34 protein-coding genes are annotated in these 25586 nt (G+C 61.2%); 13 read left to right on the forward strand and 21 right to left on the reverse strand.

What is annotated here, in order from left to right; translation table 11 throughout:
• Positions 1-20: 20 nt before the first annotated feature.
• Together A9K71_RS11415 and A9K71_RS11420 are read right to left on the reverse strand one after the other, a co-directional pair.
• Positions 21-395: a hypothetical protein gene (locus A9K71_RS11415; protein WP_066994779.1), complete on the reverse strand. Its 375-nt coding sequence runs from the start codon at positions 393-395 to the stop codon at positions 21-23.
• A gap of 208 nt (positions 396-603) precedes the next feature.
• On the reverse strand, positions 604-1176 hold the full coding sequence (locus A9K71_RS11420; protein ID WP_066994781.1) for a DUF1003 domain-containing protein: 573 nt from the start codon (positions 1174-1176) through the stop codon (positions 604-606).
• A gap of 182 nt (positions 1177-1358) precedes the next feature.
• On the opposite strand from A9K71_RS11420, the gene A9K71_RS11425 reads away from it, so the two are divergent.
• Both A9K71_RS11425 and A9K71_RS11430 read left to right on the forward strand, forming a co-directional pair.
• A complete protein-coding gene (locus tag A9K71_RS11425) occupies positions 1359-1991 on the forward strand; it encodes a hypothetical protein (protein ID WP_066994784.1) in 633 nt (210 codons plus the stop codon).
• 253 nt (positions 1992-2244) lie between these two features.
• A complete protein-coding gene (locus A9K71_RS11430) occupies positions 2245-3219 on the forward strand; it encodes a nucleoside hydrolase (RefSeq protein ID WP_066994786.1) in 975 nt (324 codons plus the stop codon).
• Positions 3220-3377: 158 nt separating this feature from the next.
• Here the strand turns inward: A9K71_RS11430 and A9K71_RS11435 are convergent, their stop codons facing one another.
• From A9K71_RS11435 to A9K71_RS11480, 9 genes are all read right to left on the reverse strand, one after another.
• Complete coding sequence (locus tag A9K71_RS11435; RefSeq protein ID WP_066994790.1) at positions 3378-4277, reverse strand: DUF3618 domain-containing protein; 900 nt, start codon at positions 4275-4277, stop codon at positions 3378-3380.
• Positions 4274-4666 carry a phage holin family protein gene (locus tag A9K71_RS11440; protein ID WP_066994794.1) on the reverse strand — a complete coding sequence of 131 codons (393 nt, stop codon included), beginning with the start codon at positions 4664-4666 and terminating at the stop codon, positions 4274-4276. Before A9K71_RS11440 ends, A9K71_RS11435 begins: the two co-directional genes overlap by 4 nt.
• Positions 4663-5499 carry a hypothetical protein gene (locus A9K71_RS11445; RefSeq protein WP_245299588.1) on the reverse strand — a complete coding sequence of 279 codons (837 nt, stop codon included), beginning with the start codon at positions 5497-5499 and terminating at the stop codon, positions 4663-4665. Before A9K71_RS11445 ends, A9K71_RS11440 begins: the two co-directional genes overlap by 4 nt.
• Complete coding sequence (locus tag A9K71_RS11450) at positions 5465-5794, reverse strand: hypothetical protein (protein WP_066994801.1); 330 nt, start codon at positions 5792-5794, stop codon at positions 5465-5467. Before A9K71_RS11450 ends, A9K71_RS11445 begins: the two co-directional genes overlap by 35 nt.
• Before the next feature lie 2 nt (positions 5795-5796).
• A complete protein-coding gene (locus tag A9K71_RS11455) occupies positions 5797-6156 on the reverse strand; it encodes a hypothetical protein (RefSeq protein WP_066994803.1) in 360 nt (119 codons plus the stop codon).
• Positions 6156-7376: a divalent metal cation transporter gene (locus tag A9K71_RS11460; RefSeq protein ID WP_066994807.1), complete on the reverse strand. Its 1221-nt coding sequence runs from the start codon at positions 7374-7376 to the stop codon at positions 6156-6158. Before A9K71_RS11460 ends, A9K71_RS11455 begins: the two co-directional genes overlap by 1 nt.
• Positions 7373-7804: a hypothetical protein gene (locus A9K71_RS11465; protein ID WP_156752634.1), complete on the reverse strand. Its 432-nt coding sequence runs from the start codon at positions 7802-7804 to the stop codon at positions 7373-7375. The genes A9K71_RS11460 and A9K71_RS11465 overlap by 4 nt, the downstream gene beginning before the upstream one ends.
• 94 nt (positions 7805-7898) lie before the next feature.
• A complete protein-coding gene (locus A9K71_RS11470) occupies positions 7899-8873 on the reverse strand; it encodes an alpha/beta hydrolase (protein WP_066994810.1) in 975 nt (324 codons plus the stop codon).
• Positions 8874-9423: 550 nt separating this feature from the next.
• Complete coding sequence (locus A9K71_RS11480; RefSeq protein ID WP_156752635.1) at positions 9424-9648, reverse strand: DUF768 domain-containing protein; 225 nt, start codon at positions 9646-9648, stop codon at positions 9424-9426.
• A 176-nt stretch (positions 9649-9824) separates the two neighbouring features.
• Here A9K71_RS11480 and A9K71_RS11485 point away from each other — a divergent pair, with 176 nt between their 5' ends.
• Positions 9825-10067, forward strand: a complete 243-nt coding sequence (locus A9K71_RS11485; RefSeq protein ID WP_066994816.1) for a hypothetical protein — start codon at positions 9825-9827, stop codon at positions 10065-10067.
• Between the two features lie 56 nt (positions 10068-10123).
• Here the strand turns inward: A9K71_RS11485 and A9K71_RS11490 are convergent, their stop codons facing one another.
• The 3 genes from A9K71_RS11490 to A9K71_RS11500 all read right to left on the reverse strand — a co-directional run bounded on the left by A9K71_RS11490 (position 10124) and on the right by A9K71_RS11500 (position 11732).
• Positions 10124-10516, reverse strand: coding sequence for a low affinity iron permease family protein (locus tag A9K71_RS11490; RefSeq protein WP_066994819.1), 393 nt, complete (start codon positions 10514-10516; stop codon positions 10124-10126).
• Positions 10517-10798: 282 nt separating this feature from the next.
• Positions 10799-11320, reverse strand: coding sequence for a ferritin-like domain-containing protein (locus A9K71_RS11495; RefSeq protein WP_066994822.1), 522 nt, complete (start codon positions 11318-11320; stop codon positions 10799-10801).
• A 109-nt stretch (positions 11321-11429) separates the two neighbouring features.
• A complete protein-coding gene (locus A9K71_RS11500; protein ID WP_066994825.1) occupies positions 11430-11732 on the reverse strand; it encodes a DUF982 domain-containing protein in 303 nt (100 codons plus the stop codon).
• Positions 11733-12134: 402 nt separating this feature from the next.
• On the opposite strand from A9K71_RS11500, the gene A9K71_RS11510 reads away from it, so the two are divergent.
• The 3 genes from A9K71_RS11510 (at position 12135) to A9K71_RS11525 (ending at position 13746) form a co-directional block, all read left to right on the forward strand.
• Positions 12135-13124: an SDR family oxidoreductase gene (locus tag A9K71_RS11510; protein ID WP_066994831.1), complete on the forward strand. Its 990-nt coding sequence runs from the start codon at positions 12135-12137 to the stop codon at positions 13122-13124.
• Positions 13125-13339: 215 nt separating this feature from the next.
• Positions 13340-13522: a hypothetical protein gene (locus tag A9K71_RS11520; protein ID WP_066994838.1), complete on the forward strand. Its 183-nt coding sequence runs from the start codon at positions 13340-13342 to the stop codon at positions 13520-13522.
• Positions 13519-13746: a DUF768 domain-containing protein gene (locus A9K71_RS11525; RefSeq protein WP_066994842.1), complete on the forward strand. Its 228-nt coding sequence runs from the start codon at positions 13519-13521 to the stop codon at positions 13744-13746. The genes A9K71_RS11520 and A9K71_RS11525 overlap by 4 nt, the downstream gene beginning before the upstream one ends.
• 40 nt (positions 13747-13786) lie before the next feature.
• Here the strand turns inward: A9K71_RS11525 and A9K71_RS31360 are convergent, their stop codons facing one another.
• Entirely contained in the window at positions 13787-14095 is a 309-nt protein-coding gene (locus A9K71_RS31360) for a hypothetical protein (RefSeq protein ID WP_066994845.1), read from the reverse strand.
• Between the two features lie 571 nt (positions 14096-14666).
• Here A9K71_RS31360 and A9K71_RS11535 point away from each other — a divergent pair.
• Complete coding sequence (locus tag A9K71_RS11535; protein WP_066994848.1) at positions 14667-14882, forward strand: KTSC domain-containing protein; 216 nt, start codon at positions 14667-14669, stop codon at positions 14880-14882.
• 88 nt (positions 14883-14970) lie between these two features.
• Here A9K71_RS11535 and A9K71_RS11540 read toward each other — a convergent pair whose 3' ends face one another.
• Positions 14971-15156 (reverse strand): DUF3606 domain-containing protein, encoded by a 186-nt coding sequence (locus A9K71_RS11540; protein WP_066994850.1) that lies wholly within the window; start codon positions 15154-15156, stop codon positions 14971-14973.
• Between the two features lie 971 nt (positions 15157-16127).
• Here A9K71_RS11540 and A9K71_RS11545 point away from each other — a divergent pair.
• Positions 16128-16355, forward strand: coding sequence for a hypothetical protein (locus A9K71_RS11545; RefSeq protein WP_066994854.1), 228 nt, complete (start codon positions 16128-16130; stop codon positions 16353-16355).
• Positions 16356-16683: 328 nt separating this feature from the next.
• Here the strand turns inward: A9K71_RS11545 and A9K71_RS30235 are convergent, their stop codons facing one another.
• Entirely contained in the window at positions 16684-17007 is a 324-nt protein-coding gene (locus A9K71_RS30235; protein ID WP_082980457.1) for a hypothetical protein, read from the reverse strand.
• 692 nt (positions 17008-17699) lie between these two features.
• Positions 17700-17828 carry a hypothetical protein gene (locus A9K71_RS32870; protein WP_280940544.1) on the reverse strand — a complete coding sequence of 43 codons (129 nt, stop codon included), beginning with the start codon at positions 17826-17828 and terminating at the stop codon, positions 17700-17702.
• A gap of 585 nt (positions 17829-18413) precedes the next feature.
• Here A9K71_RS32870 and A9K71_RS11550 point away from each other — a divergent pair.
• Positions 18414-18623 (forward strand): hypothetical protein, encoded by a 210-nt coding sequence (locus A9K71_RS11550; protein WP_066994857.1) that lies wholly within the window; start codon positions 18414-18416, stop codon positions 18621-18623.
• A 1597-nt stretch (positions 18624-20220) separates the two neighbouring features.
• Here A9K71_RS11550 and A9K71_RS31365 read toward each other — a convergent pair.
• Positions 20221-20385 carry a hypothetical protein gene (locus tag A9K71_RS31365; RefSeq protein ID WP_156752636.1) on the reverse strand — a complete coding sequence of 55 codons (165 nt, stop codon included), beginning with the start codon at positions 20383-20385 and terminating at the stop codon, positions 20221-20223.
• Positions 20386-20399: 14 nt separating this feature from the next.
• Positions 20400-20762, reverse strand: a complete 363-nt coding sequence (locus A9K71_RS11555) for a hypothetical protein (RefSeq protein ID WP_066994979.1) — start codon at positions 20760-20762, stop codon at positions 20400-20402.
• Between the two features lie 255 nt (positions 20763-21017).
• Here A9K71_RS11555 and A9K71_RS11560 point away from each other — a divergent pair, with 255 nt between their 5' ends.
• On the forward strand, positions 21018-21311 hold the full coding sequence (locus A9K71_RS11560; RefSeq protein WP_066994860.1) for a hypothetical protein: 294 nt from the start codon (positions 21018-21020) through the stop codon (positions 21309-21311).
• 663 nt (positions 21312-21974) lie between these two features.
• Positions 21975-22889 carry a YihY/virulence factor BrkB family protein gene (locus A9K71_RS11565; protein ID WP_066994863.1) on the forward strand — a complete coding sequence of 305 codons (915 nt, stop codon included), beginning with the start codon at positions 21975-21977 and terminating at the stop codon, positions 22887-22889.
• A 199-nt stretch (positions 22890-23088) separates the two neighbouring features.
• Here the strand turns inward: A9K71_RS11565 and A9K71_RS11570 are convergent, their stop codons facing one another.
• The gene (locus A9K71_RS11570; RefSeq protein ID WP_066994866.1) at positions 23089-23526 is read right to left on the reverse strand and encodes a CBS domain-containing protein; all 438 of its coding nucleotides are present in this window, start codon (positions 23524-23526) and stop codon (positions 23089-23091) included.
• 317 nt (positions 23527-23843) lie between these two features.
• On the opposite strand from A9K71_RS11570, the gene A9K71_RS11575 reads away from it, so the two are divergent.
• Positions 23844-24944 carry a chemotaxis protein CheB gene (locus A9K71_RS11575; protein WP_082980458.1) on the forward strand — a complete coding sequence of 367 codons (1101 nt, stop codon included), beginning with the start codon at positions 23844-23846 and terminating at the stop codon, positions 24942-24944.
• Positions 24945-25041: 97 nt separating this feature from the next.
• Positions 25042-25586: chemotaxis protein CheB (locus tag A9K71_RS11580; RefSeq protein ID WP_245299589.1), on the forward strand; the 545-nt coding region annotated here is incomplete at its 3' end.

Here is a 25586-nt window from a genome sequence, read left to right on the forward strand (position 1 = left end):
ATGATGGGCCCGTCGCCGGTTCAAATCGCAAAATCAATGACGCAAAGGATGTCCCGTTCTTGTGAGACCAGAGCTGCCTCCTTTTTCGCAGTCGTTTCCAGCCGGATGCCAACGCCACAAACGATAGCGACAGGGACCGGCGCAGCCTGTAAATAACATAACGCGGCGCAATCATTTTCAACCACTGCTCGCCCGATCCATAGTATGCCTGTGCGGCTGTAATAAATCCATTGGTGAGTCACGCCCAATGACGCGCTCGGGGCGTCGATCTGATGCTTCAGAATTGGGATTGGGGTAAGAGCCATCGGCTCGTACTGAGCGAGTCCTTGCAGGCCCGCAAGGTCAGTCAGATGTAGGACGCGCGAGTTGCTGGTGATGAGCTGTTCGACACGCAATGCTGAATTGCGCGATTGAGATGGGGCACACTCAGTCCGAGCGCGTCCGCCATGACTTCCCCATGCGGTATAAACCAGCTCTTGCAAATGGCGTTCGGGCGTCTCCCAGCTATTTGCGCAGGCGGGATGATGGCGGCGCCCGGCGGGAGCATGGAGTGCGCGACAGGCCTTAAGCAGCTTCTGCGGGCGTCCCCTGGATACGGATCGGTCAGCCGACCGTCGCTTGACCCGTTGCCTCCTTAATCTTGTCCAAGACCGCTTCAGGCGCCACGTCGCGCTTCAGCTCCTTCAACTCATTGTCTGCTTCCGTCGGAACATCCAGGCGCTTCGCGATCTCCTCGACCAGTTTGATGAGCTTGGTCGTCTCATGCTCGTTGAGCAGGCTCACCTGCAGATCGAGGTCTGCCCGCGCATCATCCTGGGCGGCCATGCGGTTCTGGTTGATCAGTACGAACGTTGAGAGAAAGATCGCCTCGACCGAGGCGAACATGGCCAGGATAACCAGAGAAGGATCCCAGGGTTTTATAAAGTTCACGATCCCGAAATTTAGGCCGATCCAGGCGCCAAAGAAGACGAGGTGGATGTAGACGAACATCATGCTGCCGGCAAACCTGCTGATTGCCGCCGCCGCGCGCTGCTCCAGCGATGCTGCCTTGGCATCGCGCTTTCGCCTCTCGACCAGTGCCTCGATGTTCCGCGCCAGGGCAGGGGCGAGGCCTTCCGCCGCCGGCGTGGTCGGAGTGGCGTAGCCCTGGTCCTCTGGAGCGGCTTTGGGATTCATTGTTGTCTCTCCCGTCTAGGCAGCCTAACTCCCTATTTGGCAATTCGCTCCATTTCGCCGCTGTCCTGAGTGCCGAACGAGCGCCTTGTCCGGCGATCCTGCCCGATGCAACAGCGGTTGCTGCAGACCGGTGCAGGCTCGCTTCGCGTTGAGTTCGCAGGGCAGGACTCCTACTTAAGGGGATGCCCGCGAGCAGAAAAATCGATTCGACTGCACGGCTGGTTGCAGAGTGGCCGCTATCCCCGGCGGCGACGCTTGGATCGTCGGTGCGGGCGAGGGGCATTTTTCTTGAAATGCGCGCTCGCCTTCCGACGGACTTGAGAAGCCTGCTCCATAGCGAGTCCCGGGTTCTCACCTTGCGTCTGCCGGAGGGCTCCCATGCCAATGTTGAAGCCGCATCGGCGATCGTGTCCAAAGCCATGCAGGACATCGAAGACTTGCCCGTCATGCCTCGCGAGGTCGAGGACATTCTGACGATCTCGGCGGGCGAGCGTCAGCGCTGGCTCAAGGCCGGCCGCTTGCAGAGCGCCGGGACGCGGACCGTGAAACTGCGTGGGCGCGCGAGGAAAATCACCTTCCACGTTTTTGATCCGCGCCTGATCGAGGATGTGCTCGACCGTGACCTTGTAGCTGTCTGGCGCGAGGAAGACGCTGCGAGAGCCGCCGAGAACCGACGCCGAGCCGCTGCAAAGGCGGCGCTCAAGCGCTCGCAAAAGAGCCGCGGCGCGGCCGCAACCGACGACAGCCAAAGCGAGGCAGTCCACTCCAAGTTGCGCGGCTGGGAAGACTTCGAGAGCGACGGGCTCCTCCGCTGAGGCGGGGACGCCGTGTCATCTTGTGGGCGGACCTCAGCGCCCTTTGGGGACAGCGATGTCGGCCTCGCGGTCCCCACCGGGCGGCGAGAGACCGGCGCGCCGACGAGAAACGCGCCAAGCGCGTCACCCGGCGACATATTCACGATACTCTTCGGTGGTGACACTCGGAGCCACGATTCTGTCAGCCTCGCGTCTCGAAGAAGGCTGCAAAGATAATTGGCGGCAGTGTGGGAAAGAGCGTGACCATAGAGACATGACAAAGCAGAGAATTCTTTTTGATACCGATCCCGGCGTAGATGATGCCCTTGCGCTGCTTTACCTGCACCGTCATCCCAACATCGAACTGCTCGGCATCACAACCGTATTCGGCAACGCATCGATATCGGTTACAACGCGCAATGCCAGGTTCCTCGCCGAGGCTTGGGGGATCAAAGCGCCCGTTCACGCCGGTGCTTCCGTTCCGCTAAACTGGTCCGGGGCGCCGCACCCCTATCCTGTCCATGTTCATGGCGCGAACGGGCTGGGGGATTATCCTATTGCCCAGGAAGCGCGGGAGGAGAAGGACACTGCCGCGCGATTCATCGTCGATACCGTCCGGCAGAATCCGCGTCAGGTGCGGTTGCTTGCTGTCGGAGGCCTGACCAACTTGGCGCGGGCACTGGAGGTTGATCCGGCGATAACAGATCTGGTGCAGGACGTCGTCGTCATGGGCGGCGCGTTCGAAGTCCCTGGCAATGTGTCGCCCGTTGCCGAGGCCAATATCTACGCAGATCCGAAGGCAGCCGATCGAGTGTTTGCAGCCTCGTGGAAAGTGACCGCGGTTCCGCTCAATCTCACAAATCAAACGGTGATGACGCGACAGGATCTCGCCGCGGTCTCGGAAGGTGCCGATGCCGCCATGCAAATGGTAGCCGCACTGTCGCAAGGCTACATCGACTTCTACTTGCAATGGGGCGAAGCGGGTATGCTCGTGCACGACTGCAGCGCCGCCGTCTACCTGACCGACCCGCACTTATTCGCCACCCGATCCGGTTCGATCGTCGTATTGGAGGACGGCCCGGCGGCAGGTATGACCGTGCAGAGACTGGGCGCCGCCAGTTATTCACCGAACAAATGGGATCAGCGTCCAGTCCAGTCGGTGTGCGTTGGTGGCGATGCTGCAGGAATCTTGGCGAGGATTTACGCTGTCTGCAGGGGAAGTTTCGCGGAGCCATCCCCAAAAAGCTAAAAAGGCTCCCTCCGGCGAGAGAGCCGCGATAGCGCGGCCGAGCCTGTGGCGCGGCTTCTACCCGCAGCCATCCAACGGGTCGGGCTCGAATGGTTCACTAGGCCCGACGCGAATGTTCCTCGAACGCGATTCTTGCAAATCGATCCGGTCTGTTCAGATCAGGACTTGTTCGTTGTCGACGGTTCGGTATCGGACAGCCTCCGGTGCACCGCCTCATCGGCTTTGTCGGCGGCGGACTTGACGACATCGCTGACCTTGTCAGCGAGCGTACCTTCGCTCGACGCCTGCCGTCCTGCTTCGTCGCTGGCCGCCTGGTAGGCTTCGGCTGCAACCTGCTTCACCTGGTCGACGCCCTTCTCGAGCGCGTCCTCGGCCCTTTCGCGAAGCTGTTCGCGATAGCCGCCGAGCCGCTCGTCTTCGAGTTGCGTGTGGGGCAGCATCGCGCCGATCGCCGCTCCGATCGCGAGACCGACAGCAGCAACTGCCAGAGGCTGATCCTCCATCAACTGCTGCGCGGAACGAGTGGCCCTCGTCGCCATGTCGGCCGTGGCTGTCGCCGAGTTCGTCAGCGTCTCCGCCGCGCCGCTGGCCATGCCAGATACGCTGCCGGCTGCGCTGCTGGCCATGTCAGACATGGTGCCGGCCGCACTGGTGGCCATCCCCGAGACAGTGCCGGCCGCACCGCTGGCCATGTCGCCGACAGAGGCATAGGTGTCCGAAGTCATGGCTCCGGTTCCCGCCGTGGATGTGCCGTCATGCCCGTCGGAACCGCGACGGGTCGCGTAGCCGGGCGCGGCGGTTGCGGCGGAAGCGCCGCTGCCCAGCATCAGCCAGGCCAGACCGGCGCCGATTACGGTCAATGGCAGAGGATTGTCTCGCACCTGAGCCTTCAGGTTGTGGAGCATGTCGGAGCCTGCACCGCCGCTGAAAATACCGGTGAACTCATCGAAGAGCTGGCCGGGCGTCATCTTGCCTCGAATGGACTCGGCGGTCGCCACCACCCTTGCTCGCGTGGCCTCGGCTTCGCGTTCGAGTTCGGCTGCGGATTTGTCGCTCATCTCGCTTGTTCCTTGATTACGTTCGCGTCACGCTTCAGTTGCTCCTGCGTACGGTCCGGCGCCAGCTCGGAGGGCGACATGCTTGCCATGCCGGTCCGCAGGAGGATGACACCCAGCACGGCAACGACCACTCCGACGAGCAAGGCGGACCAGCCGGCGCCCAGGCCGAGGCGGGTCAGGGCAATGACCAGCGCTTGCAGCAGCACTATCAGCGCGGCGAGGAGACATACCGCGCCGCCCAGAACCCCGACGGCGCCGGCCTCCGCTTTAGTCACGCTCTCGGATAGCTCCGCCCGCAGGAGTCTGGCCTCCGTTTGCACCAGCGTGCTCACCTGCTGTGCCAGATCGGCGACCAGAGTGCCGAGGCTTTGGTTGTCTTGAGTGTTCATTTCTTTAGCTCCGCTGCCTTCCTGGGAGCGCCGCCGTCGACGCCCCAATTGGTCGTCGCGTCATCCCACGGCTCGCTCGCCTGCGCACCAGTCTGCCTGCTCGTTTCCCTACCTGTCTTCCCGGTCTTCCGCGGCGTCGCTGCGCTCTGCCCCGCGCGGCGCGTTTCCGGGGGAGAAGCCTTTATGAACCGTCCGAGCGCCAGTCCTGCCAGCACCGAACCAGCGATCAGAGTGCCGGGATTTTGGCGGCCGAAGTTCTGAATTTCCTCAAGCACCTCGCCGAAGGGCTTCTGCTTCAACGAGGAGGACAGCCTCTCCAGTCCGCCTGCCGCATCCCGCATGAAATTCGACGCCGAGCTCTGGTCGCTGTTTGCCAGATGGTCGCTTGCCGCACGCAGAGCGCCGCCGAATGCCGCCAGGCTCGATCCGATGTCGCGCTGCGTTTCCTCGGCCCTCTCCGACAGGACCTCCTGTGCTTCCAACGCATAGTCGACTGCCCTGCGAGCGACCTCGTCGCGGGCATCGTGGAGCGCTTCGCCGGCGCTTTGGGTTTCTTTCTTAACTCGATCGGAAACTTCGGTCTTCGCCTTGGCGAAGTCGGCCGGCTCGCGGCCCTGATTATTTTCGCGCTGCATGACGCCTCCTAATGAAAGCCGAGAAAGGAGAGTATCGCGAGCACAACCACGATGAGACCGATAAGATAGATGACACTGTTCATGGCGCAGGCTCCTCCTTGCCTGTTCCAACTTCGCGCCCGCCGCGATGTTCCCTTCCGTGACCAGGATTTTTTGTAAGTAGCTACTTACCCCGATCGGCGCCTCCGAAGCCGGCAAGCTCGTCATCCGAACAGAGCAGCCGCGGCTGCGCCGGATCGGAGATATCGAGCTTGTCCCAAGGTATGCGGTAGAGGCCCTCGCGGCGGCGCAGCGCGAAAAAGTCGAGCAATGCGGTGCCGATGGCCGAGGCCGACAGGCGTTCAAAAGCTGCGAAGATGCCGACATGGAATTCGGTGACGACGAGGTCGTCGCCGTCCTGCTCAGCGATGACCTCCTCGATATGGCCGATGCTCCTGCCGCCCTGCGTGAGAACGCGCCGACCAGCCAGATGCTCGAGATTCACATTCGCCATCCTCAGGCTCCCGGGATTCGGCCGACGATGCGATCGCGCAGCCAGCTCTGCCAGGCCAAGATCTTGGTCCTGCGCACGTCGATATCGAATTCGATGTCGACGCCGATGTCGCGCACCTTGTTCCAGGCGATGCGATGCGGCCGTGCCTGCTGCTTCCCGCTCAGCCTTGCCGCCAGCCGCGCCGTTAATCGCCCAGGCCGAGCGCCTAGCCGTCGGGCCAGCGCAATCGCGCCAAGCTCGACCGCAACGACCCTCGGCGGCTTGCCCTGCCTCAGCTCGGCGACCAGTCCATCCACCTTGCCGATCTTGACCTGCTCGCGGTCGACGACCTGCTTGTCCAGGATATCGCGCAGCAGCTGCATCAGGTGCCTCCGAATATCTGCAGGGGAATAGTCACCACCGCCAGCACGAAGCCGAGCGCGATGACGAAGATCACGGCGGCATTGGAGATGACGCCGTTGCGGTGCTGGCCGACATAGCGCTCGTCATTCAGCAGGAAGAGGAACGGCACGACCGTCAGCGGCAGACTGGCGGCGGTCAACGCCATTGAGAAGATGGTGAGCCTCAGCGGGTCGAGACCAAGCGCTATCGGAACGGCTGAAAGAAAAAGCGTGAGCGTGTAAACGAGGCTGAAGCCGGGATCGTCGCGCGGCTTGAGATCCTCGCCCCAGGTCCAGCCGAACCCTTGCGCGACGAGATAGGCCTGCTGCAGCGCCACTTCCAGAGCGGCTCCGAAACAGGCGATGCCGAGCGATGCGACGAAAAGGACGAAGCCCCAGAAGCCGAACACCGAGATCAGCATCAGCGGGAGCTGGTTGTAGTCGTCCACCTGGTTCACGCCATGGGCGCCGAGCACAAGCGCGGCCACGATCAGCACGGCCACGGAGATCGTTCCTCCGAAGCTCATGCCGAGACCGGCAATCGCCCGATTGGTGCCGAGATAGCTCTTGTCCCATTGATCCTCGACCGCGCCCGAGGAATAGAACATGAAAAGGTAGGGCGAGATGGAAGCACCGAGGATGCTGACGGCCATGAACCAGTAGTTCGCCGTATCGTGTTGCGGCAGGCTGGGCACGGCACCGGCAGCCACCTGTTTCCATTCGGGCTTCAGCATCACCGCTGCGACGACGAAGCAGAGCGTGATCAAGCCAAGCATCGATACGCCTTTTTCGATGAGGCCGAACGTGCCTTTCCACAGCAGCAGCCACGCGAGGAAAGCCGCTGGCAATGCCCACCATTGAAAGCTGATCCCGGTGGCAAACTCGGCAGCGATGGCAACCCCGCCTATTTCTGCGGAGAGGACCAGGAAATTCACCCCAAGGACTGCAAGCAGCGGCCAAAGGAAAGCATTGAAGCCGAAGCGTTCGCGGATGCCGTCGGCGATGGTGTGATGGCTCACGGCGGCGAAGCGACCGGCCATCTCGACCAGGAAGATGATGCAGATGGTGCCGAGCACGATCGCCCAGATGAGTTGGAAGCCGAACAGGGCGCCGGCCTGCGCCGCCGTCGCCATCGAACCGACCTCCAGGAAGCCCCCGACGCTGGTCACGACGCCAAGCGAAATTTCCAGCAGCTTCTTCATCGTTGCGGCGCGAAATAGCCGCGATAGGCCGTGGCAAGATCCGCCTGCGCGGCGCGAAGCTCATTGCGTGCCTGGCTGGCCTGCGCCCGCTGTTCGGCCTCGACCGCGCTCTCCACCCCGCTTGCGGCAGTGGACAGCCGGCTGACCGCCGCCTTCAGCGTGTCTCGCTTCGCAGGATCGGAGGGCGAGGCCGATTCCACTTGCCGGCCGGCATCGGCGAGTGTCCCGGCGAAGGATTGCAAAGCAGAGGACGCGTAGTGGGACGGCGCCGCGCCCGAAAGCCACGCATCGGTCACCAGCACCGCCGCTTGCGCGGTCGAGGCGGCACGCTTCGATTGCTGTTCGACGGTTTCAGACGAGGAGCAGGAAGCAAGTGTCAGTGCAAGCACCTGCAGTAAAGGCAGTTTCCGCCGAGCAATGCTGCGCAATGCTTCCTCTCACTGCTGCTGCTTCGAACATGGAGATAAAGCGGCGCAGGATCGGAAGGTTCCCCGTCGAAGGCCGGTTGCACGGCACTGCCGCTTATCGGTCGCTCCGCTGCGCGTCCTCGGTGGTCGAAAGAGCGGCGATCTTGTCTATCATGGCGAGCACCGCCTGCGGGGCTGTCAGGTGCACCATATGCCCGGCATCGGGGACGACGTCGACTACCGAGTTTGCGAGATCCGCGTGCAGCCGAAACGCCTCGGCCGGCGCGTCGAAAAGCTGATCGCCGGCGCCGGCGATTATCCCAACGGGAACGGAAATGTCGTGGTGCCGAGGCGTTGCAAACGCCGCTGCGATCCACATCAGGAAGGACTCCGCCGCGATCGACCGCAGTTGCGAGGGGCGGCTCGCCAACTCCCTCGTCGTTGCGGTGAATGCCGCCGAGATCGGCGCCGGGCCAAATATCTTTCGCATTGACCAAGCCCAGCCAAGCCTGACCAGCGGCGGCAGCAAGGTGTGGCGGAAGGCCGTTCCGATCAAAGGCAAGATCGGCAACCCCGACAAGGCGAGTTCGAACCTTGGCGATGGATAGTGGTAGCCGGAGACAAGCACGACCCCGGCAACGCGCCCAGGGCGCCGTCGCGCCATCTCGAGCGCAACCGCGGCACCCCAAGAGTGGCCAAGAACAATATAGCGTCCAATTCCGAGTTTGGCGGCCGCGGCATCGATCAGATCGGCCTGGGCGGCGGCCGACCAGATCCTGCCGATCGGGCGCGAGCTCCTGCCGAAGCCTGGTCTGTCGAAAGCCAGAACACGATAGTCTGCGGCCGCTTTGTCGACGATGCCGCTTGTCGTGAAATCCTCGGCCGAAGAGCCGTTGCCATGCAGCAACAACAGCGGCATGCCCTTGCCGTCCTCGATCAGGTGCAGCCGCGCTTCGTCGACTTCGACGAAGCGTCCAAAACGGCGGCCTCGTAACGCCCGCCGCGCTCGCAGGCCATTGTAGAGGGCAAGCCCGGCCGCTGCCGCGGCAAGGAGGAGGACCACGTCGTTGAACGTGGCGATGTCAGGCATGATCCCGTGCTGCTACGGAGCCATGGCACAAGCCGCTGTTGAGAGAAGCGGCGGATGTACCCAGGCGCTGGCTTCCAAAGAAGGAGCTTTCAGGCCGAGCCCTTCTGAGGCAGCTCCGTCTCCTCATCGACCTTTTCCTGGAGAGCCCTGCGTTCGCGCTCTCTTCCCTCAGCGTCGGCCGGTCGATCTTGCCGTTCAAGCTCGCGCTCCACCGTGTCACGCGCGCCCTCGACAGGATCTTCCTGCGGCAAACGCTTATCTGTTCGCTTTGTGCCTTGCTCGCTCGCCCGGTCACTGTCCGATCCCAGTTTGGACGGATCGTCCTTTGCAGAATGCTTCGTCATTGGCTTACTTACCTATCTGGCCTGCCACGTCGGCGGATCACGTGCCGATCTGTTCAGAAGCAGCCCAACAGGCGAGCTGTCTCTTTGTTCCGGATATCCCGTGCGGCAGTTGGTCAGTCCCGATCCTCATGGTCTTCCGCCTGTGCCGGTTCCGACTCCTCGAGAGCTTCAATGACCGGGGCCAGCAAGCTCTCTTCCTGAGGATTTTATTCTGTCGGGTCCTCCTGCTCGGCCGTCATGTCGAGCGCCCGTTCGATTGCATCTTCGATATTGCCGATTTCCTCCTCGCGAACCTCGTGCCCGTAGCCTGCGGCGTCGGCGTCCTGCTCGAACTGTTGCACAAGCACCGGAACGCTGACTTGCGTGTCGGCAGGCAAGTTCCCGACGTTCTCCTCGAGCCAGCTTCGAAAGAACTCCTTGGTTGCACTCATGGGCCGCCTCCTTCGAGCTGAGAACGGCCGCGATCTGCCAATGTTCCTCTGGCGGAGCTTGCGTTGCCGCGTCTTTCGTCTGAGCGGTTACAACGAGGATCAGACGGGTCGCTCTTGCGCATGTTCGGAACGATCGAGTCCAACTGCCGTTACCGACAAAAGAACAGGAGGAACCGGTGAGCGGACGCAGAACCCATGACCAGCAAGTGCGCATTCTGGAAGAACGTGAGAACACGAAGAACGCGTCCAAGGAATTCGACGCCAAGGCGGAGCTGAAGCAGTCGGCGGCGGAGCGCGAAGCGCGGCGGAAAGGTTCGGACCTCAGGAGCGACACGCCCGACCTCGTCGGCTCCGATGACCGCAACATGCTTCGCGGCAAGAATCAGGAAAGCGGCCACAACAAGCATCGTGGCGACTAAAGCGCGTCACGCATGTCTTGGTCCCGAAGCCGGATTCCACTTTCGGAAGACATGTTTTAGGCAGGGCGGCCTTCGGCGTGAGATGCGATCGTCCCCTTGCTGGCGGTCTTGGTTTGGGCACACCTGGTTCTGAATTCTTGGGCCTCCGCTTCCGTGAGATGCTCGATGCCGATGAAGTCGTTTTTTGCGCGGCCTGAGCGAATGAGCTCATCGAGCTTCGCCTGAATGGCCACGCCGTCGCGGTTCTGGGTATTTTGAATCAGGAAAACCATCAGGAAAGTAACGATCGTCGTCGCGGTGTTGATGATCAGCTGCCAAGTCTCGGAGTAATGAAAGGCCGGGCCGGCAATGGCCCAGAGGACCACCGAAACCATGCACAAGACGAAGGCCCATGCACGGCCCGCGGCATGGGCGACAATCTCCGCAAGCCGATTGAATGCTTTTTCCAATGTTGAACTCCGGACTTCCACCCCGACGAAATCAAGCCAGCCTGAGGATAGCGTGCCGGATGAACTGCACCGAGATGGAGCGGTTCTCCTGTCGTTGGCGCTGGGCACGGCAAGAAATCAACTGAAGGCGGGCGCGACGCCAAGAAGGCGACCGCTCCGCTGAAAAACTTGCAGCGTTTCGCGAGGAGGCGAGCCCCTCACTAATCGCGGCCTCGGTCAAAGAGACCGGGGCCGCGTCGCCAAGTCGACTTTTGGCATGCGAATAAGCGTTTATCGGGCGCCTTACGCGGCCGCCTGCATGGCCCGCTTGTTCGCACCGCTTTCGCCGAGCTTGCTAAGTGTCTCGTCGGTAGCGGATTCTTCCTTGAGGGTGTCGCGCAGCAAGGGGAGGGCGTCTTTCAGGCCCAGTTGCTCCGCCCAGGCAATCAGCGTGCCGTAGCGCGCTATTTCATAATGCTCGACCGCCTGGGCGGCAGCCACAAGGCCCGCGTCGAGCGCCGGCTCGTCCTTGTATTCCTCGAGGATCTCCGAACCCTCTTCAATGATGCCATCGATCGCGGGACACGTCTTGCCGCGCGCCGGCTTGCCCAGCATTTCGAAAACCTGCTCGAGCCGGTCGACCTGAGCTTCAGTCTCGGTGCGATGCTTTTCGAAGGCCGCGCCCACTTCCTGTGACTGCGCCGCCTTGGCCATCTTAGGCAGCGTCTTCAGGATCTTTTTCTCTGCATAATAAAGGTCTTTCAGGCCATCCACGAACAGGCTTTCCAAGCCGTTCGCCGCGCCGGACGAACTTTTCTTTGCCATCGACGTCTCCTTCGTTCGACTTTCTTGACCAAACAAAACCGGTGGGATCGATCGATGTTCCCGCGAAATATTTTTTGAAGCCGCGACGACGCGCCGAGGTGCGCGAGCGTTACTTCGGCGTGCCCTTGCCGTTGCGGGACGAAAGTTGGTCGAGCATGCTGAGCGCTGCACTGGGCCCCGCATGCTCCAGCAGACCCTGCTCGGCGGCCGCCTTCTTGAAGGCGGCAAAGGCGATCGCCGGCCGGCAAATCCCGTTGGTCGCGTCTTCCACCAGCCGGACCGCCTTGCGGTAGGCTGGTGAGTCCTTGCTCTTCCATTTCCGGCCAAGCGCCTTCTTGGCGTCAGCGATCGACGACACCATCATCGTGCCGCCGTTGACGAAGTGGATGGTGAGGGGCAGGAATCTGCTCAAGGCTCTTTCACCGTCCTAGCCATTCGCACACAGGCCGGGCGGGCCCGACGAAGAGGTCCGCGGTCGGCGCCGCCGCCAAGGGATTATCGGTCCGAAAGGATTTCATGGTGCTACCGCCTGTTTGAGATCGCATAAAACGAAGCTGCTGCCGGGTAGTTGCATTCAGCCGGCCCGTGGCGGTCAAAAAACGTGCTCCTGACTGATCGCCGTCCGGGTGAGCGGCGCCGGAGGTGGTGACGGCCGTGGTTGAGGTCCCAACGGATGTCGCGACCGATGTCCGGATTGAGAGCCGGCAGCTTCGGAGCGAGGCCAACCTTTTCTGTTTGCGTGCGTTGTCCCTCGAAAGCGAAGGAGACACCGATGCCGACGAAATCCGCCAGGATGACCGACTCCGCCACACCGATGAAATCGGCCCCGCGGACCAAATCCACCTCCGAGCAGGCGGCCAGCAAGCAGCGGAGCGTGCAACGCAAGGTCGACGCGACCGATCGCGCCAAGTCGAACGGCAAATCCAAATCACAAGGCGCCATGCAGGCCGGCGCACGGGAATACCCAGTGCCGCCTTTCCCGAAGCGGCATCATCCGAAACCCGGCGAGGAATGGGCGATCGAGCCCGCGCCGCTCTACGACGCGCCGTTCTGGCAGGGGTCGAACAAATTGGAAGGCAAGGTGGCGCTGATCACCGGCGGCGATTCCGGCATCGGCCGCGCAGTTGCCGTGTTGTTCGCCCGGGAAGGGGCGGATATCGCCATCGCCTATCTCAGCGAGGATCGCGACGCGAAGGCGACAAAGCAGGCGGTCGAGGCCGAAGGCAGGCGCTGCATCATCATGCGCGGCGACGTGGCCAGGCGGACCTTCTGCCACAAGGCGGTGGAGCGGACGCTGAAGGCCTTCGGCAGGCTCGACGTGCTCGTCAACAACGCTGCCTTCCAGGTGCATTCGACCGATTTCGCCGACCTCACCGAGCAGCACTTCGACACCACGCTGAAGACCAATCTCTACGGCTACTTCCACATGGCCCAGGAAGCCGTTCCGCACATGAAGCCGGGTTCGGCCATCATCAACACCGGGTCGGTCACCGGCATCGAAGGCTCGAAGGAACTCATCGATTATTCGATGACCAAGGGCGGCATTCACGCCTTCACCCGGGCGCTCTCTGGTAACCTGATCAGCAAGGGCATTCGCGTCAATGCCGTGGCGCCGGGGCCGGTTTGGACGCCGCTGAACCCGTCGGAGAAGGAAGCGGACAAGGTCTCGCAGTTTGGGGCAAAGACCCCGATGAAACGGCCAGCCCAGCCGGAAGAGATCGCGCCTGCCTATGTATTTCTCGCTTCGCCGCAATGCTCCAGCTACATCACCGGCGAGATCCTGCCGATCATTGGGGGCTATTGACCGCGGCCGCCTATATGAAGGTCTTGATGAAGAAGGCGGTTCTCGATCCGCCGGCCGTCTTGGTAATCCGGCCTGACGGCTGCCCAGCCAACCTGATTAGCCAAACGGCCGGCCAGGCAGTCGCAGACGCCGGGAAGAGTCCGAAGGAATTCAGGATTTTTCGGTACAGCCTGAACCTGTCGGCCTTTCGACAGTTTCAAGGCTAGGAGGTTTCCATGAACGAGCACACCGACAAAGGCGACTCGCATGACGGTGCCGTTGAGATCCTGGCCGGCCGATTGGCCAGGGAGGCAGACATTACCGAAGAGCAAGCCCGCGAACTGATCGAGTTGATCGGGACCGATTGGAATTCTCTGCTTCGAGAGGCTCATTTTCTGAAGGCGCAGCATCGCCTATGAGCGAACGCGGGGCCGAATTCTTTGGCGAATGGATTACCGACAACGTGATGCGCGGCAGCGTCGGCGCTGACATCATTTCCGTCGCGGAATTGACGACCAAGCTCTTTGCAGATGCGAAGGCCGCAGGTGTTTCCGAGCATGAGATTGAAGAGGAGATCGGGAGCGCTTACGATGCCATACTGGCTGCAATCGTCGGACTTGAAGACTCGAGCAAATCCGATTGAAAGCCAAGGCAGCCAGCAATTAACCCGGATAGGGGCGCGTTCAGCCCGCCTTGCGCGGAACGATGTAGCCCGTCCCTTTCGCGCCGCGGGATCGGCCGACAGACCGATGCTGCCTCTGGGCTGCAGGCTCGATCGCCGGCGCTGTTTCCATCTGCGATCGCTCAGCGTCATCCGACATGACAAAGGAGAGCGCGATCAGATCGTCGGCGTCGATGCCGCCGCGACCGTTGTCCATATGGTCGGCGACCCTTTGAAATGCCTGCATGTCATCCATGCTCACGTTGGCCGCCCGCAGCCTCTCTTGGAGACCCGTCAACTTGGTGGCCAAGGCTTTGGAAGTTTCGATCATAATTGCCTCCGTGGTTCCAATCTTAAGTGCCAGACCGGGATAAGAGCCTCGAACAGTGCGGGGGCCGATGAACAGACTGATTTGCCATTTACCTGCTATCGCCCAGCCGCTCGGCCTGCCGGCAACCTTTGCGAACTCTCCGTCTGTTGGAATGACCTCGAGGGTGGCAGGGGCTCATCCTCGCCAGTCGCGACCCAATGGAATTTCTCGCAAGATGTTCCTCCCCCCGACCTTTGAGTTGGCCCGTACGACATTTGTCCCGCATTCGCTGGGACCGGTGGCCGAGGTCCAGAATTTTAGGGAACGGTCGCTGTCGGATTTTGTTGATTGAATGCCTGCTGCGCACGTTGCCAGGTTTGCGCACTCAGGTACCAACCTCCAGAATACTCAGCCCGCAGGCTCCGGTCTGCGGGCTTTTTCGATGCCATGGAATGCGGCGCTCGCGCTGCCGCTGCCCGTCCGCATCTGGGACGGCGGCGTCGGCTGCGAGACTTAGCTCTCATTCACTAGCTTCGGAAACAAAAGGCCGGGCGGATCGTTCGCTCTATGCCAGACCACCGGGTGCCGCGCCATGCCGTCCACCTCGATCAAGAAAACAGAATACGATCCGGCCAAAGGGATTCTTTCCGTATGGTTTGTGGCCAGCGGAAAACGCTACGAGTTCGAGGGGGTGCCGCCGGAGACATTCGCGGCATTCCGATCAGCCTTTGCCAAGGGCCGCTTTTTCAACGCGCACATCCGCAATCGCTTCCGATATCGTCGCGTCACAAGCGATGACGATGATTGACCGGCTATTCAGCGTCCAGTTCAAGCGGCTCGGCTGCGCTTGCTCATGGTTTGGCGTCACGGCGATCGACGCTCGTGCGGGATCTTGGTCATCCGCGAAGCTTCTCGGCCTCGCGTTCCAAGGTCTTCCGGTCGTTGCCGTGCTGTTTGATGAGATCGCGAACCTGTTGAGCCGTCAGGCCGACCTTGTTGGCGAAATGCCGGACTTCGTAGTCATCGTCCGCTGATACCCGATTGCGGTCACTGCCACCACGCTTGCTCTTGTCGTCTGCCATCGCTTGTTCCTCCGGCAGGGAATAACAGCGGCCGCGCAGGAATGTTCCAGGCGTGGCAAGCGGCAATTTTAGACGGGACTAACAAAAGTTATCGAAAACGGACTGGTCGCTCGTGCAGGATTGACGTCACTCCGCCCGCTATGGCGGAGGATGGGAGGACCGGCCTCAACAAAGCGGAAGGCCGGGCTACTTGGCCCGTTGCGCGGATTCCTTGGGCGCTGCGACGGGCCAAGGTCGCTTGCGTCGGTCTTTCCTCCAGCGGCGCCTTTCTCGTCAAGCCAGTAGTGTACCATTAACATTTGTTACTGCGGACCTGCTAATGAACTGCGTAGATGACTGGGCGGGCGTTGCCCTGGGCTTTGGAGTTGGGTTCGGTTTGCGGCGACAGTGTCACCGACTTGAGAAGCGAACCGATAGCTAGGCCCGTTGTCTAACCTTGGCGGGTCACGGCAACGGGTCTAGCGTTCCTCCGCTTGGGAATGGATTTCCGGCCGAAGATGAATGTGCCGTCTCTGACGGCGTTCACACCGCCCCCGATACGAGCCCGAAACACCTTCGCGGCATGAGGAGACAGCCCGCCAGCGCTCACAAGGAACTTTAGCGGCATCTAAAAGTTCTCCTCGGGCAATCCCGCACTCCTTGGGTCGAACGATGGCCGAGCTGGCATCAACTTTCGCATATTCATCAGGGCTGACCGGCGATGATATGCTAAGCGCAGTCGTGTCGTTACTGGCCGGCCTGCTGCTCTATAATGTCATGCGCGAACCAAGCCGATAGGGCGCCTGCCGAGACGAAATTCACAGACCGCGCAGTGACGCCGGACAAGAGTTCGGTGGGCGGCCGTTGCTCCGTAGCGCAGCATGGAGGCAATCGGCCATTTGCCCGGGACCTCAGTCCGATCCAATTGACTCGTAGCTGACTTTTTTGGGTGTATCCTTTCCCCGTTGTGGCGTATCGGGGTGAGGTAAACGATGCGTGGAAGCGATCGCAATGCTGTCCCGCCCAAAAGTGCGGGATGCGGTATAGTTGAACCTGCAGAGGTCAACATTCTGGCCAAGGCGGTGAGTGACTACTGCTCCAGTCACAAAATCGAACGCAAGGACGAGCGCGAAAACGTCGCGGTCAAAGTCATGAGCCTTTTTGGACGCGGTGTAACTGACGCTGACCAGCTGCTGGAAGAACTCGAGAAGGTGCGCTAAAGCGAGCCTGGTGCCCTCGGCTGGAACAAGTCTAAAGCCGAAGTTCGCGTAGACGGGTTCTGAGCAAGATGAGCGCGTTCGGAAGAGCTTGTGTGAAATGATCCTCAGGCGATGCAGCACTGGGAGAGCGCTCTAGCCGAGAGACGCAACAGATGCCCGTCATTCCAGGAATGGCGGGCATCTATTTCACTGCTGCCGACGAAGAAGGTGACGCATTTCCTCGCCGGCCCTACCAAATGATGCATCGGGCAAGTTGTTTCTAGCATAACGACCAATGCGCCGGCCGCCTAACCTCAGTCGAGCGGAAAGAGGTCGTTCCTCGACGGCACTAGTTGGGATCGCCGGACCTCGAGCCCCCATGGGCTCCGCCGCCATAGCTGTCCCCCCGCGACCCTCCGTTGCCGGATTTAAGAAACTTTGGCTTGGGACCGACGTGACCGTGGTTCTTGTCACCCCATCCATTGCCCGGACGTGTTCCTCCCGATTTGGCAATCGCCCTGGAGTTCAAGCTTGTGCCGAGCAGCAATGTAATGGCCGGAGGCGTCACCGCAGCAAAGCGTCCAGCCTGCTTGAGAAAATCGCGGCGCGCGTTGGCCTCTGAAACAAGCTTTTCGGAATTCTTTTCAATAAGCCTTTTGCTCTCATTCGGCATTTTAGCACTCCTTTCCTGCAAGATACTTTAATTGCTGTCTGCAAAGAAAGTAGTTCTCCAAAAGGCGTACACCGCGCCGGTGTCCGGAGCGGCCCGGCTCTCTGGCCGACAAAGGCCAGAATTGAGCCGGGCCTGACCGGCGGGGGCTCGGAATCGAAACACGGCGCCGGCTGACCAATGAGCATATACCCCTGATTGTATAGCCGGAACGCATTCATAAGGATAAAGCCGAGCCGGATGAGTGCAGCCAATATTATGGCTTCAAGCTGGCGCTAATATTCGAGCAGGCTGATGGAACCCGAACGGTGCGGTCGGGTTGGTAACATGCGACCGCACTCGTTTTCTCCCATTCAGGGTGCGGCCGCTCTACTCCGTAAGCAACAGAAGCCCGTCGCGCTTGCGCCATTGCGCGACGGGCTTTCTGGTCCACTGCACTTGTAGGTCGATACCCTTCATGTGCGAAGCAGCACCGCGAAGGCGGCTTGACGGCTGAAAACCCAAACAGGTACCCGCCACCCGGGGGAGTGTATGGCGGGTACCTGACCTCTCTCCGCCGACGACTGAAGGATTCCGCCGGCTCTACCAAATGTCGGAACGGGCTTAATGTTTCATGCTGGGACCAATGCGTTTGGATGTCCGACTTCCGTCCGGAGCGACAATGCTTTCAAATCATTGGTTCAGAGCAACCCGCACTAGACCTGGGAAGTGCTCGGACTGGTCGATGTTTTCATCAGCGCAATTCGATAGGCGCGTTTGTTCGCCACGCCATCCCAGATGAAGAACGCGGCAAAGGCGGCGACGATCAGCAGGATCGGTCGCATGGCTGGAACTCCCTCAAAGCTCCTCGTACGCGCGTGGCCTGATTATCCGCCTGTTCAGCTCTGTATACAAGCAGTTGCTAATGTATTTGAGAACTCGCCGGGCTCGCCGCCCCATAGCCCAGCCCCAAGCCCGACGAGTGCCGACCCGGGAGGGTACCGGCATCATCTTATTTGCAAGGCTGATGCCAGCATATTCCGTTCTGAAATGAAACAGGGGTGTGTCAGCGTGCGCAGGCTTGAACGATGGCAAAGCCTATGCCGATGACAACCGGTACGGAAACACTCCTCCCGCCCGAGACAAACGGATCACCAAGAAATGTTCCGCCATCGCGGAACACCTCGCATTCGAAGAAGTTTGGGGCGCGGCGGCGCAATTCCCTCCCGATCTGTGCACAGCCGCCGGGCGGAGCCTCCCATTCTCCGCAGGCCCGCTCCCTGGCTCCCATCAGGGGCGGGCCGTTCTTTTAGATCTCGCGCTAAGGGAACGCTCACGGGAGTTCCATATTGAATCAAGTCGAGTATCCCATTGGGGTTCGCATGCGCAAGCCTGCCGGCAGAGCCAGGCACGAATAGGAGTTCACCGCCATGGCGATCCGCCAAAGAGCACTGGAAGCGGAAATTTTCGATCCGGAAGAGCTGGAATTTCTGGCCCGCGTCTTCGACCGGTTGAAATATGATGGCCAAACAACGGAGCAGCGTGAGGCGCTGGCCTCTCGCATCATCGCCAACTTCATGGCGGGTATTGTGGACGAGAATGAACTGGTTTCGCTATCCAGGCTACCTTTAGGGAGGTAACGATCTGAACGGACTGGACTGCCTGCCGCTCGCCTCTTGTGAATGTTCGTCATTGTTGCCGCTGGGCTACAGCCCTTTGGGGGCGACTGTATTAGGAAACGCTTGTGCGGGGTTCCCGGAATCGGGCGGACCATCTGGGAAAGGGGCGCACAGTTTTGAGGGAAGATGGCCCGTCGGCTTTGGTCGGCGGGCTTTTCTTTTCTATGGCCTTGACTGTATGGCCTTGTCGTCGATCAGCGCCGCTTTCCTCGTGCTTCGGCCCTTTCGTCGCTACTTCCGGACCTACATCTTTTTTAAATGACGGTCGGGTGCTGCCTCAGCCAGATCGGCGAGCCAACTTCAGCAAGGGGGATTCGCCATGAAGCGCACTTATGAAAAGCCCGTCCTAGTCAAGCGTGACCGCCTGTCCGCCGTTACGGCCGTGATCGTCGTCTCGCTCGTGAACGGCGCAGCGTCCCGATAAGGACGATGCCCGTCACTCCAGGCAGGAAATGGCGGGCATCTATCTAGCTGCTACCGACCAGGAAGGTGACGCACTTCCTCACCGGCTCTCTCAAATGATGCAGCGAGGCTTAAGTTTCAGCATGGGGACCAAAGCGTCAGCCTCTCGGACTTCTGTCGCATCGGCGGAAGGGAACATTCTGCCAATCGTCCCGGTTGGGTCGCGCGGCGTGTGTCTCCGGCCGAGGTTCACCGCGCCGCGCGGAGGCGTAGCCCGTTCGACCCCAGGCGGCCGGGCTCTCTTGTCTGTCTTGGAACAATTCTGTGCCGCTGCAGTTCGCCTTCCGGGCGCAGCTCCCGGCAAACAGGGACGGTCGAGCGCGCCTTGGTCGGGTTGACCCCGACGCAAAGAGCCCGCTCGCGGAGGAGGTGCGGCGGGCTCTTCTGCGGATCCGGCTAATTCAGCCTGGCCGGCGGCTCGCCGGGATAGCAGTAGTGATTACTATCCGCAGGCCGACCGGGGTATAATCTCCAATGGCCTTTCGGATAGCGGTTGTCCTGGCGCTTCTCGCCGCCTTCGCCTACGGATTCGCAAAACTCGTAGAGCGGTATGGCGGTGCGGGCAATGATCCCGCATCACCCTGCGGAAAGGTGCCAAGCGTCGATTGCCCCGACCCGAATGCGCCGCCTCCCTTTCCCAAGCCCGACCGGACGGAGCCTCAAAGGCAGTCCGGTGCGTCAAGCCTGAAGGCATATTTATAAATTGCGCGGTTTCCCTCATCGGTCACCCGCACCCAGAAATGTTCATCCCGTCTCGCCAGGACGTCTTTGCCGGTGACTTTCTGAGCAGCGTCCCAAGGGCACGGGCATTGGCAACGTGATAAGCCACCACCTGGTCGCCAGCCATCTCTTCAACTCGGTATGTCTTCATGATCGCTCCAAACAGCGACCCGAACCTGGAGCGACGAGGGTTGTTCCGGGTCTTCCATTTCGCTGGCCATAGCGAGGGCGATTGCAGGGCAGCCTTGGGCGCCTAGAGGACGGGGCAGGTGGCCCGGTAGCCTTGGGTGGCTATGGGGTGGCCACCGGGCCTTGGCCGGCAGGGGCTTAGGGAACACGATGCCGGCAAACGAGTATATGCGCATCTACTAATAAATCAAAATTCAGCCAAAAGGCCGAACTTGCCTTCAATTGCCAACATGACGGCTGGACACTCCAAGCGCCGATCGATGCGGGCATGTGTGCCACGGCCGGCAGCCTCAACTGCCGTCGTCAGAAAGCTCGATTGCCGGCGGTCCGCGACCGCTTCGGGCCAGAACATCAATCTGGCCCCAATCAGCCCGGTTTGGAGAGCCGGTTGAAATTTGTTCGGACGCGGCGGCCGGCAGGTTTGAGTGCTGCGACCATGGACTCTTTCAGCGCACCGCCGCTTAGAAAAGACGGGCTCCGGCCGGATAGAACTTCAGGCCAAGACCTTAAAGCCGATCGTAAGATAACCAATTGCGCAGCGGCCATGCCTTCGGCGAAGGCGAGCGCCTTCTCGTTGACCGCAAGCATTGCCTCGATCCCTTTCGGGGCGCGGCTGCTTGCATCCAAAGCAATCAGCGGAAGGCGCATGGCGACGACAGCGGGTGCCAACATCAAGTCTCCACAAAGCGAGAATGCATTTTGGGTGTGGCGCTTCTTGCGAGTTGACATTGTGCCCCCATCTGGACCGGGCTGTTCAGCCAATACGCACCAATCCGGGGTTTGTTCCTGGAGGACGGCGGCCTTCATGAGCTCATTAAACCGGTTGTCGGCCACCAGCCTGCAACAGCGTCCCGCCCAGCAAGGGCCTTGGCGTTTTTTATCATCGTTCCTATAATCACAATCATCGCCGGCGACTGGCAAAGGAAGCCGGCCTGAGAGAACAGCTACCGCGCTCCCGTCTGCAGCAAAGGCCGGAGACCTGCCATGTCCGACGATCCCATATACGAACGGCCGCTCCAATCCGAGCATGACAGGAACGTGATTGCTCAAACCAGAGCATCGATTGACCGTTCAAGAAAATTACTACTCGCCACGAAGCTGCCCGGGGCCAAGCGCGGCACCGTTTCCATCAAGAAAGCCGGCGACGAATGGCACGTTTTGATAGAAGAGACGGGACTGCGTGACCGCGTTCGGTCCTTTGATGTGGAGGCCCATGCGCTCAGCTACGCCGAAGAGCAGAAGGCGCGGCTACGGCTCAACGAAGTGAGGCGCATCTAGGCTGCGTCCACCCCTTTGTGCCGTTTCCAGCAACCTCGACAGGTGCAAGTCGTGGAAGGACTGTAAGCTTTCGAGGACTTCTAGAAATTCTTGCGCTTTGTCGGCCGACAACCCGAGGCGCTCCAGTTCGGCAATACGACCCCGCTGCTCGGCGATGTGTCGCTGGCCTTGTCGAACGTGCTGTCGTGCCATTTGAATGTCATCTGCAAGGGCCATTGCCGATAACGGTCTGGCGGGCGAGGCGTTCCGGCTATTTTCCTGCCGTCCTCTGGACGTGACTTCGCCACCTTTATGGCACCGGGCGGCTCAGGGCGTTAGATTCGCCAACCTTGGCCCGGACTTGCGCTATTAATTCTGGTCTGCAAGGAAGGGACCATGCTCGCCGGCCCAATCAAATGATGCAGCAAAGCGTAGGTTTAGAGGTGTCAGCCTCTCCGACTTCTGTCCGAGTGTGGAACATCGAAATCAAGCAGCGTGACGTCCCGCCGAGACATCGAACAGATCGGAACCTCCCGCCCGCGGCGTCATTGATCTCTGCGGGCCGCGTCAGCCGGACCTGGTGGCAAAGAGAACAGGGTGGTTTTTCCGGCTTCACATCCTGGCCAACGAAAAGGCAGTCGAGCTCTTGTCCCACCCGGCCCGCTTCAGTTCGGTGTCGAGCGCATGGCGGAAGACAGGAAATCGAAGACCGGCTGGCTTCAGGAAGCCTGGCTTCTGCTGAAGGAAAGCGTCAGCGGTTATATGGATGACAACGCGCTGAGCCATGGGGCGGCGATTGCCTTTTACGCCACCACCTCGCTTGCGCCGATCCTTCTCATCGTCGTGGCGGTCGCAGGTCTCGTCGTCGGCAAGGACGCCGCCCAACTCGCGCTATCGGCCCAGATATCGGGCGTGATGGGTCCGCAGAGCGCCGACCTCTTGAAGGCGACGATCGAGACCGCTTCGCGTCCCTGGTCCGGCGCGCTTGCCACCATTATCGGGCTGGTGACGCTCCTGATCACAGCTTCCGGCGTCTTTGGCGAGATGCAGCAGTCGCTGAACGAGATCTGGAAGGTCGAGCCAAGGGCCATGTCGCTCTCGCGTTTGGTGCGGGCGAGGGCGGCGAGCCTTGGTCTCGTCGCCGCGCTCGGCTTCATGCTGCTCGTGTCGCTCGCGGCGAGCACGGCCATCTCGCTGTTGGCCGATGTCATCAACCAACACCTGCCGTTCGGCGAACTGATTGTGAGTTCGATCAATACGATCGTTTCGTTCGCGTTGATCGCGCTGCTCTTCGCGGCGATTTACAAGGTCCTGCCGGACCGCAGTCTCAAATGGCGCGATGTCGCTGTCGGTGCGCTGGTCACCGCGCTTCTCTTCACCATCGGCAAGTCGCTGATCGGCTGGTACATCGGCAGCAGTTCGATCGCAACTTCCTATGGCGCCGCCGGCGCGCTGATGGTGGTGCTGCTATGGGTCTACTACTCGGCTCAGATCTTTCTGTTCGGCGCCGAAATCACGCGCGCCTATTCGGTGAGCAGCGGTAGCCGGGCCGACCTCAGGCGGGTTATGAAGCCGGAGGTCGGAAAGACGGGGAGGTGAGCGTCAAACAATGGCCGGAGAACGCAACACTAGGCGCGACCCTCTGCCTAAAGAGATCAGGCTTTGGGCCAGACAGCGTTGGCTTAGGCTGACATCGCCAGCGGTCGGTCCGCAGGACGTGATCAGGTTGCGAAGCCGCAATGTGGCCGCCGCAACCCAGTCACGCCCGGCGGGCGTCAACCGACGATCGTCATTGTCATCAATGGGCGGTCTGCGAATGAACACCGCCTGGCGCCGAAATGCCGCTCAAAGCCTCTCCAGCGTCCCGTGTCTCACCCTTTCTTGCGAGGTCTCCAAGGGAGATGATGCCAACGAGCCGTTTGTCTCGGTTCAGAACCGGGAGCCGGCGCACCTGCAAGTCTCCCATGTTAGCAAGAACATGATCGACGTCTTCGTCATCGAAGCAATATCTTACCTCTTGGCTCATGACATCGCGCACCTTGGTATCGGGACCTTTGCCCAGCGCTATACCGCGGATGACCATGTCCCGGTCGGTGATCATCCCCACCAGCCGGTCATTTTCACCGACAGGCACGACGCCGGCGTCGAGCTTGCCCATCATCAGCGCCACCTCGCGGATCGACTGTTCGGGATTCGCGACGGCAACGTCCTTTGTCATGCAACTGCCGACCTTCATGGCTCTCTCCCTTTGTTGCGGAGCCCACCGCCGAACCTGAACTGAGAAAACAAATGCTTGGCGCTATTGGTTCCTTCAAATCTCGCGCGGCGGAAGGGCATGGAAATGTTCCGCCGTGGGGCTCGAATGACAGCCGGACAGGCGACCGGTCCTTGCGGAGGCCCGAGGGAAGCAGGCCGGCACCCCATTGCGCATGTTCGGCCGAGACCCGTTCGTGCTGTTGCCGATCCGGCGATCGTTGCGTGCGCCGCCCATGGAACAGAGTCCTGCCTTCGCCCATTGTGTTATGGGCCGGGGGGCGACCCGATAGGGGTGCCATGGCCGACTTTCGAAACCGAATCTCACCTGCCCGCGAGGCCGAGACGAGTTCGCGGCAAGGAGAGGCGCGCAATCGCTGCATCATCGTCATCGGCGCGTCGGCGGGCGGCGTCGAGCCGCTGAGGAAGATCGTGAGCGACCTTCCCGCCGATCTGCCGGCGGCCGTCTTCATCGTGCTTCATGTCGGCCAGATCAGCTATCTGCCCGAAATCCTCGATCGCGCGGGAGCGCTGAAGGCCTCTGTCGCCAAGAACGGCGCGTGCTTCAAGATGGGAAATATCTATGTCGCGCCGCCCGGCTTCCACCTGCTCCTCCACGGCGATCACATGATGCTGCGGCGTGGGCCGCGTGAGAACCTGGCCCGGCCGTCGATCGACCCGTTGTTCCGCTCGGCAGCGCTGACCTTCGGCGCAAGCGTCATCGGCGTGCTGCTGTCGGGCTCGCTTTCCGACGGCACCGCCGGCTTGCGGGCGATCAAGGCGGTCGGCGGACTCGCGGTGATCCAGCACCCGAAAGACGCGCTGGTGCCGTCCATGGTGGAAAGCGCGCAGCTTTATGTCGAAATCGATCATTGCGAACCCGCCGCCAGACTGGGCGGCCTGCTGACGAAGCTGGCGGCCGAGCCGGCGGGCGAAACCTTACCGGCGCCGTCAGGCGTGCGGTTGGAAGCGGCCATCGCCGCGCAGGAGCATTCCACCATGAAAGAACCAGATCGACTTGGCGAACTGTCGGTGTTTACATGCCCGGAATGCCATGGGCCGCTGTGGGAGATCGAAGACGGTGACATGCTGCGCTATCGGTGCCATACCGGGCATGCTTTCACCGCCGACGCGGTGATGGAGGCGCAGGCTAGCGAGGCGGACGAGATTCTGTGGAGCCTGCTGCGGTCGCATCAGCAGCGGGCAGAGTTTGCCAGGCGCAGAGCAGAGCGGGAAAAGGCGCAGAATCGCTCCAAACTCGCCAGCGAGATTGGCCGGCGCGCGAAGGAATACGAAGCGGATGCAGCTGTGATCGAGCGCATCCTGGAAAGCAGGCGGGCACGGGTAGCAGACAATGGCGCAGGCGGCGACGAAGGCAACGGCAAGGAAAGCGAAGGCTAGCTCGCGCGGTGGCGCGAGGGAACCCGCGCCATTCCCCGTCATCGGCATCGGCGCCTCGGCGGGCGGCATCGCGGCGTTGCAGAAGTTCTTTCCGGAAGTGCCGGCCGACAGCGGCTTTGCCTTTGTAGTGATCCAGCATCTGGACGCCGAGCATGAAAGCGTTCTGGCCAAGATCATCCAGCGCTCCACCGCGATTGAAACGCAAACCGCGGCCGAGGGCCTGGAGATCGAGCCCGACCACATCTACGTAACGCCGCCCGGTGTCTCGGTAACCACTGAGGGGCAGCATTTTCATGTGGCCAAGATGGCCGCCATGCGCTCCAAACGGACGCCGATCGATGATTTCTTCACGTCCCTGGCACAGGATCAAGGGGAGGATGCGGCCGGCATCATTCTTTCCGGAACGGGCAGCGACGGCACCATCGGTCTGAGGGCGATCAAGGAGCACGGCGGGCTGACGCTTGCGCAGGCAGGCGCCGAATATGACGGCATGATGCGCAGCGCCGTGCAGAGCGGCATGATCGACATGGTGCTTCCGGCGGAAGAAATGGCGACGAAGCTGGTTGGTTATTTCAGCCACGCCACCCGCGACGAAAGTGAGCGCGACCGACGCAAGCGCGACGTGGCCGAGCAGCTTTCGCG

This window comes from Mesorhizobium sp. WSM3873 (assembly GCF_001672445.1).
In the GTDB taxonomy this organism is placed as follows: Bacteria; Pseudomonadota; Alphaproteobacteria; order Rhizobiales; family Rhizobiaceae; genus Mesorhizobium.